Source organism: Sulfitobacter sediminivivens (assembly GCF_042611115.2).
Classification (GTDB): domain Bacteria; phylum Pseudomonadota; class Alphaproteobacteria; order Rhodobacterales; family Rhodobacteraceae; genus Sulfitobacter; species Sulfitobacter sediminivivens.
In genome coordinates, this window is the sequence record NZ_JBHGAR020000003.1 from 277,407 (window position 1) to 285,147 (window position 7,741).

Sequence of the window (7,741 nt, forward strand, 5' to 3'; positions counted from 1 at the left end):
TGAATCTCAGCCGCTAAAAGTCGAGGTCAACCCAAACCGGCACGTGGTCTGACGGTTTGTCATGCCCGCGCACGTCCTTGTCGATCTGGCAGTCGCGCAACATATCGGCGCACCGTGGCGAGAGCAGGAAATGGTCAATCCGAATGCCGTTGTTGCGATTCCACGCTCCGGCCTGGTAGTCCCAAAAACTGTAGTGGCCCGGTCCCTGGGTGCGGGCGCGAAACGCTTCGGTCAGGCCAAGGTTCAACAGCTTGCGCCATGCGGCCCGCGATTGGGGGCGAAAGAGGGCGTCATCACGCCATGCATCAGGCGTCGCCGCGTCTTCTGCCTGTGGGATGATGTTATAGTCCCCCGCCATCAGAAAAGGCATTTCCTCAGCCAAGAGCGCCTCGGCGCGGGCCTGCAACCGCGCCATCCACGCCAGTTTGTAGTCATACTTTGGCCCCGGTGCCGGATTGCCGTTGGGCAGGTAAAGCCCGCAAAGGCGCAGCGCCTCCTTTTCGCCCACCACTGTCGCCTCGATCCAGCGCGCCTGTTGGTCGGTGTTGTCACCGGGCAAGCCGCATGTGACATCCTCTAACGGGCGTTTGGATAGGATTGCGACGCCGTTGAAAGACTTTTGACCGTGGGTTTCGACGTTGTATCCACGTTCTTCGAAAATTTCCGAGGGGAAATTCTCGTCTACTGATTTGATCTCTTGCAGCAGCACGACATCCGGTTGCGCGTCGTCAAGCCAGTTGGGCAGGGCCTCGATCCGGGCTTTGATACCGTTGATGTTGAAGGTTGCGATTTTCATCTGATTGTCCCTGCGCTGCCGCCCTTTGCTATCGCGCAAAGAACGGCATGGGGCAAGTGCAAGGTGCAACCGCCTGAGGTGATTCTCTAAAATAAAACTCCCGTATAAGGAGAATTTTCGGTAAGGAGGACCTCAAAAAATCCGAAAATCAGACGTGTGGATAACAATTTTTTCGCCTGTGGAGATCACTAGTTTCCCGCATGGGTGGAACCGACTGTCTGGACGGTGCTTGGGGATAAAGGTGTGAGTTCTGCGGTTGGCCCGAAAAATCTCATTGGCAGATCGCTTTAAACGGGTAGTCGTTTAAATCTCTACAACCTAAACCTGAAAACCCAATGAAAGAGGATTTGAAAATGACAGCACTTGCACACATCCAGAGCTTTGTTCCCATGGCTGACGAGACCAGCATCATGAATGGCGCTGGCACCGAAATGTTTACAACAGGGCTTGCCTCAAACACGACCGATATGATGGCGGGTGATGGCGTTGATATGTTCACAACCAGCTGCATCACGTCCGAGAGTTCCGCAGGCGGCGGCGATAAAGTGGAAATGTTCACGACAAGCTGCTGAATTCGGTTCTGAAATGACCAAAGACCCGGCGGGCAATTGCCGGGTCTTTCCAGTCCTGCGGTCCCGATCGGACCAGAGAGGCGCGCGCCCATGTCCAATGTTATCACACTCCACCGCCCCGAGCGCAGTACGCTTGCCACCCGCCAGACCCTGCTGATCCGCGCATTTGCCGATCATCGCCGTCCGACGGATGATGTGTTCTGGCTGAAGGAAAACGCTGAACTTTTGGGCATTCTGTGCGCCACAGGGGCCAAACTTGGGGCTGACGCTTTGGTCTCCTTCGATACGTTTTACGGACAGATCGAAGACCGGCTGCGGTTTTTCCCGCAATATTACCGGTTTCATATTTCCATTTGTCTGGACCTGGAAGAACTCGGGCTGAGTGGTGGCGACAAAGGGGGCGGTCTTTGTGACTGGGCCGCCGATCAGGGGCTCGCCGATGCGGAATTGTCAGATTTGCAACGTGCCGAGGCACGGCGGCTGTTGGCACGGCGTGGGGCCGCAAAGGTGCCGGATGCTGCCTTGGATGCGCGGTTGCATCGATTTATCAACCGGCCGGGTACCTTTTCGATGCCCAACAAAAAAGCCGCCTATGAGCTGACTCATATTGTTTTCTATCTGTCCGGGTATGGCAAACGCGATCCCGAGATTTCGGCACAGGCGTTGCTGAGCCTCGAATTTGCGGGGCTGCTGGCCTATCTCGATCAGAACATCGATCTGCTGGCTGAGGTCTGTGCCGCCTTGCGTTTCGCGGGCCATGTGCCAAGCCCGATTTGGGACGACGCGGTGCTTGCCGCCCACCGGGGCTGCGTGATGGTTGCCGATGCGGGCAGTGATTTGAACGATCCCTACCACGAATATCTGGTGACCGGGTGGGCATCACAGGTGGCCGGCGCGCCGGCCTTTGCGGTTGAAGTGCCAGAAGGGCCGGTTCGGTTTGCGCGCCCATCCGTCCCTGTCGGTGCCCTGCGCACCATGTCAGAACGGATGTTTGAGTTGGGCCAGTCCCGCAGTGGGGATTGGCACCACATGCGCGGCCATGTGGTGCCATATCTTGGGCCTGATGGCCATGAGGTGCTGGAAAACGCAGAGCAGTCCAGCGACAAATTCGATGCGTTTTTCGAAGGATTTGCACGGGCTGGCAGCGTTTGAGCCACCAAAAGATGTGGTGGCTGAGTGACGATGTTGTGCATCGGTATTTTCAAAAGGGTGAAAGCAAAGAGGGCCAGAGTTTACATCGAGAAGGATGTTCCACACCCGCAAGCCGATGTCGCGTTGGGGTTTTCGATGACAAAACGCGCGCCGATAAGCTCTTCTGAGAAATCAATCACCGCATTCGCGAGAAAGGGCAGGGATATTGCGTCGACAACAACCTTTTGCCCGGATCCTTCAAGGATAAGATCATCGTCTTTTGGCTCGTCCAGAGCGATTTCATATTGGAAACCGGAACAGCCGCCGCCCTCGACCGCGACACGCAATGCTTTGCCGTCATCGGCAGCACCGATTTCAGCAAGGCGTTCAAAGGCTCGGCTGGTCACTTTGGGGGGCAGGTTCATTGGCTAAGCTCCGCGGGTCGGTTTCAATCCGTCTGTAAGTACAATATAGAAACCCATAGGACAGGCCACAAGGACCAGCCGCAATGCGCGCATCTTTTGCCTCTGATCCCAAGACCAGCAGGGGACGGCGGGTCTGGGAAGAGGAAAGCACCCATCGATCTTGCTTTCAGCGGGATCGGGACCGGATCATTCATGCCAGCGCCTTTCGGCGGCTCAAACACAAGACGCAGGTTTTTGTGGAGCATGAGGGCGATTATTACCGCACGCGGCTGACCCATTCGATCGAGGTCGCACAGGTGGCGCGCACTATTTCGGGTGCCTTGGGCCTGAACGGAGAGCTGACCGAGGCCGTCGCCTTGGCCCATGATCTGGGTCACACGCCCTTTGGACACACGGGCGAGGATGCCCTGCATGCGCTGATGGCCCCCTACGGCGGGTTTGATCACAATGCACAGGCAATCAAGATTGTGACCTCGCTTGAGCGGCACTATGCGCAATTTGATGGGCTGAACTTGACCTGGGAGACTTTGGAGGGGATTGCCAAGCACAACGGGCCCGTCACAGGCGATCTGCCGCATGCCTTGGCGGACTATGATGCAGTGCATGATCTGGAACTGCACACCCATGCCAGTGCTGAGGCGCAGGTGGCAGCACTTTCTGATGACATTGCCTATAACAATCACGATCTGCACGATGGGTTGCGCGCGCGATTATTCACCGAAGCGGAAATAGCGGAGTTGCCCTTGGTTGGGGATGCCTATGCGCGGGTTGATGCGCTTTATCCCGATACCGACCCTTATCGGCGCCGGCATGAGGCGTTGCGCCGGGTGTTTGGGGTCATGGTCAGCGATGTGATCGAAACATCAAGGCTTTTATTGGCGCAGGCGGGGGCAACAGATGCGGCGGGTATTCGTCACATGGGGCACCCGGTCATCCGCTTTTCCGATCAGATGTGGCGTGACTTGCGCGACATCCGCAGCTTTCTGTTCCAGCGCATGTACCGCGCAGGTCCGGTCATGAAAAAACGCGCCGAGGTCACCCAGGTTGTCGAAGACCTGTTTCCCCTGTTTCTGGAGAATCCGGTGCTGTTGCCACGCCACTGGGCGCGCCAGATTGACGAGGCGGCGCAAGATCGCACCGCTCTGGCGCGGATGGTCGCCGATTATATCGCGGGCATGACCGACCGATATGCGCTTCAGGAACATGCGAGATTAATCACGAATGCTTAGATGGCTTCTTATTTGATCAAACTCGTGCTAACTATTTGTTAACAATTTCTGGTTCGCACATTTGTCTACTGTCATTTCACGCTCTGCCTGCACAATTCTTGTCCTTTCCGCCTGCCAAACGCCGGGCGCGGAGATTGCGCAGGCTTTTGCTGAAACGGGTGCCCATGTGATCGTTATGGGCGGCGATGCACAGGGACTGAGACAGATCGCGGCCGCATCCCCGGAACGGATTGAACCACTTTTCGTCAAAGGTGGGCAGGTCGAGGCGCTGCGGGTTCTAGTTGATGCATGGGGCGCAGAGCCGCTTGATCTGGTGGTGAATCTGATGCCGCTGGCCTATCCCCACCACATCACCGAACAAATGCGCGGGCTGTCGATGATCATGCGCACATTTGGTCATGGCTTGGTTGCAGGCAAGGGGTCATTGGTCAGTGTTGTTGCACGGCCCGATGATCCGCTTGCCCTTGTCGAACAGGGCCTTTGTGGTGCGCTTGGTGCGGCGGGGGCGGCGTTGGGCGATGCGGTGGCGTCAAAGTCGATGCGCGTGCATACGGTGACGGTGCCAAAACAGAAACCTGAGCGGGCGGTTGATACACTGCTTTTTCTGGTGGGGGCGCAGGCCCGCCGGATCAAGAGCACGACATTCGATTTGACCCAATGACGCATTCCCCTGTGCGGTTGATTGACTGCATTTTTCCAAGTGATACATGGGCAGGGAATAAGGAACGCTGAAATGAACCTCTTTGCCGAAATTCGCACGCTGATCATCGCCACGCTTGAAAATATGGTGGCTCAGGGCACATTGCCCGCTGATCTGACCATGGACGCCATCACGGCAGAGCCTCCGCGCGATGCGGCACATGGCGATATGGCGACAAACGCGGCAATGGTGCTGGCCAAACCAGCGGGTATGAAACCGCGCGACATTGCGGATGCATTGGCGGCGCAACTGGCGCAAGATGCCCGCATCACATCAGCAGATGTGGCAGGGCCGGGGTTTTTGAACCTGCGGATCGCGCCTTCGGAATGGCAAGGTGTAGCACGGGCCGTATTGGCTGGCGGCACGGACTTTGGCCGCGCCACGTTGGGGCAGGGGCGAAAGGTCAATGTCGAATACGTGTCTGCCAATCCCACCGGACCTTTGCACGTCGGCCACACGCGGGGCGCGGTTTTTGGCGATGCGCTGGCCAGCCTGCTGGATTACGCGGGCTGGGACGTGACGCGCGAATACTACATCAATGACGGTGGCGCGCAGGTCGATGTGTTGGCACGCTCGGTCTATAACCGTTATCTTGAGGCGCACGACCTGACCGTCGATTGGCCTGAGGGGACCTATCCCGGTGATTATCTGATCGAGGTCGGCGAGGCGCTGAAGGCCAAGGTCGGGAATGCCTATGTCGATCAGGACGAAGGGGTCTGGATTGCGGATGTGCGGGAGTTTTCCACCGACGCCATGATGGCACTCATCCGCAGTGATCTCAAATCTTTGGGCGTTGAGATGGATGTATTTTATTCCGAAAAGTCGCTCTATGGCACGGGACGTATCGAAGCGGCGATTGCGGATCTGAAATCGAAGGGCCTGATCTATCAGGGCACCCTGGAGCCGCCGAAAGGTAAATTGCCCGAAGATTGGGAACCGCGCGTTCAAACCTTGTTCAAATCAACAGAACATGGCGATGACGTGGACCGCCCGGTGATGAAATCTACGGGGGGCTGGACCTATTTCGCGCCCGACATTGCCTATCACTATGATAAGATTCAGCGCGGATTTGACGCGCTCATTGATGTTTTTGGTGCCGACCACGGCGGCTATGTCAAACGGATGAAAGCGGCGGTCAGCGCGCTGTCGGACGGCAAGGTGTCGCTTGATATCAAACTGACGCAACTGGTGAAGCTTTATAAGAATGGCGAGCCCTTCAAGATGTCGAAACGGGCAGGGACGTTTGTGACCCTGCGCGATGTGGTCGAGCAGGTGGGTGCGGATGTGACGCGGTTTGTCATGCTGACGCGTAAGAACGACGCCATGCTGGATTTCGATTTTGACAAGGTGCTGGAACAAAGCCGCGAAAATCCAGTGTTTTACGTGCAATATGCCCACGCCCGTGTGGCATCGGTTCTGCGCAAGGCGGCAGAAGCCGGGATCGCGGTGGATGATGCCAGTTTGCAGGCTGCGGACCTGAGCAAGCTTGACCACGAAGCGGAGTTGAAGGTGCTGCAAAAGCTTGGTGAATGGCCGCGTCTTGTCGAAACCGCCGCCCGGTCAAATGAACCGCACCGGGTCGCTTTTTACCTCTATGAGCTTGCGGGCGAACTGCATGGGCTTTGGAACCGCGGCCACGACGTCACGTCGTTGCGCTTTATTCAGGACGATGATCCCGAGACCTCGCAGGCAAAAATTGCCCTCGCACGGTCCACGGCGATTGTAATTGCGGCTGGTCTTGGTATTCTGGGGGTCACTCCGGCGCAAGAGATGCGATAAGTCGCACGCGCGCTGACACAGGCAAACCCAAAGATAGACCCACATGGCAATGTACTTATGTGGGCAGCGAGGCAGAGATGGCAGATTTCACTTCCTCCCCGATGGTGGGGGGCTTCGGCGCTGATTCAGGTGAATCCTATAGCGTCGCAGCTACGGCTAATGGATTGAAAAAAATAACGAATTTGGCTGGTGCTGCAATATCGCTGGCGCTGGTTATCGGGATTGGTGTCTGGGGGTACAAATTGCTGGTGCGCGATGTCAGCGGGATACCTGTGGTGCGTGCTGTAACCGGCGACATGCGGGTGCGGCCCAGTGATCCGGGTGGCGAATTGGCCGAACATCAAGGGTTGTCCGTAAATGAAATAGCCGCGAACGGCGCTGCAGGTTTGCCAGCTGATGAATTGCGTTTGGCCCCCAGACCTGTCGATTTGACCGACGATGATCAGGCCACGCCCGTCGCAATGGTTGCACCTGCGCCACAGGACGCGCTACCCCAGAATCTGCCGCTGCCTGAGCCGGTGGATGTGACGGCGGCGCTGCAATCGGGGAATGTGGATGACTTGGTTGAACAATTGACCACTGGTGTTGCCCCGATGATCGAATTAATCGCAGACCCCGAAGAGGTTGCGGCCACCGTCGCCGCCGAAGTCGCGGAAGCCGTGCAAGAACAAGTCCCAGCCGTGCTTGATGCGCCTGGCGTTCGCCAGTCTTTGCGCCCCAGGAAACGCCCCGCCACGCGCGCGGTTGTGGTTCAGGCATCGCTCGACACCTCCACAGATGCGACCGAAGTGGATGCCACAAGTTTGGCTGCGGGGACGCGGTTGGCACAATTGGGTGCCTTCGACAGCCCAGAGGTGGCGCGTGAACAATGGGACGTTTTGCAGGGACGTTTTAGTGCGTTTCTGGATGGCAAGCAGCGCATTGTGCAAAAAGCAACCAGTGGTGGGCGCATTTTCTATCGTCTGCGCGCAATGGGTTTTCAGGATATCGCGGATGCGCGCCGCTTTTGCGCGGCCCTTGTGGCTGAAAACGCCGATTGTATTCCGGTCGTGACCCGTTAATGCGCCCTTTTGGCTCTGATCAGGTGCGCCCTTTTGGGGCAACGGTAA

Annotated in this window: 8 protein-coding genes; 6 read left to right on the forward strand and 2 right to left on the reverse strand. The window is 57.3% G+C overall.

Annotated features, from left to right (window positions below; translation table 11 throughout):
• Window positions 1-13 precede the first annotated feature (13 nt).
• Window positions 14-796 carry an exodeoxyribonuclease III gene (xth, locus tag ACEWL3_RS05745; protein ID WP_386180188.1) on the reverse strand — a complete coding sequence of 261 codons (783 nt, stop codon included), beginning with the start codon at window positions 794-796 and terminating at the stop codon, window positions 14-16.
• A gap of 389 nt (window positions 797-1,185) precedes the next feature.
• On the opposite strand from xth, the gene ACEWL3_RS05750 reads away from it, so the two are divergent.
• Together ACEWL3_RS05750 and ACEWL3_RS05755 are read left to right on the forward strand one after the other, a co-directional pair.
• Window positions 1,186-1,368, forward strand: a complete 183-nt coding sequence (locus ACEWL3_RS05750) for a hypothetical protein (RefSeq protein ID WP_435000560.1) — start codon at window positions 1,186-1,188, stop codon at window positions 1,366-1,368.
• A gap of 90 nt (window positions 1,369-1,458) precedes the next feature.
• Complete coding sequence (locus ACEWL3_RS05755) at window positions 1,459-2,520, forward strand: DUF6902 family protein (protein WP_386180193.1); 1,062 nt, start codon at window positions 1,459-1,461, stop codon at window positions 2,518-2,520.
• An 80-nt stretch (window positions 2,521-2,600) separates the two neighbouring features.
• On the opposite strand, the gene ACEWL3_RS05760 is transcribed toward ACEWL3_RS05755, so the two are convergent.
• Window positions 2,601-2,924 (reverse strand): HesB/IscA family protein, encoded by a 324-nt coding sequence (locus ACEWL3_RS05760; RefSeq protein ID WP_386180196.1) that lies wholly within the window; start codon window positions 2,922-2,924, stop codon window positions 2,601-2,603.
• An 83-nt stretch (window positions 2,925-3,007) separates the two neighbouring features.
• On the opposite strand from ACEWL3_RS05760, the gene ACEWL3_RS05765 reads away from it, so the two are divergent.
• From ACEWL3_RS05765 to ACEWL3_RS05780, 4 genes are all read left to right on the forward strand, one after another.
• On the forward strand, window positions 3,008-4,153 hold the full coding sequence (locus ACEWL3_RS05765; RefSeq protein WP_386180199.1) for a deoxyguanosinetriphosphate triphosphohydrolase: 1,146 nt from the start codon (window positions 3,008-3,010) through the stop codon (window positions 4,151-4,153).
• Between the two features lie 61 nt (window positions 4,154-4,214).
• Window positions 4,215-4,814, forward strand: coding sequence for a hypothetical protein (locus ACEWL3_RS05770; RefSeq protein ID WP_386180202.1), 600 nt, complete (start codon window positions 4,215-4,217; stop codon window positions 4,812-4,814).
• A gap of 72 nt (window positions 4,815-4,886) precedes the next feature.
• Complete coding sequence (gene argS / locus ACEWL3_RS05775; RefSeq protein ID WP_386180204.1) at window positions 4,887-6,632, forward strand: arginine--tRNA ligase; 1,746 nt, start codon at window positions 4,887-4,889, stop codon at window positions 6,630-6,632.
• A gap of 182 nt (window positions 6,633-6,814) precedes the next feature.
• Window positions 6,815-7,693 carry an SPOR domain-containing protein gene (locus tag ACEWL3_RS05780; RefSeq protein WP_435000562.1) on the forward strand — a complete coding sequence of 293 codons (879 nt, stop codon included), beginning with the start codon at window positions 6,815-6,817 and terminating at the stop codon, window positions 7,691-7,693.
• The last annotated feature ends 48 nt before the right edge of the window (window positions 7,694-7,741 follow it).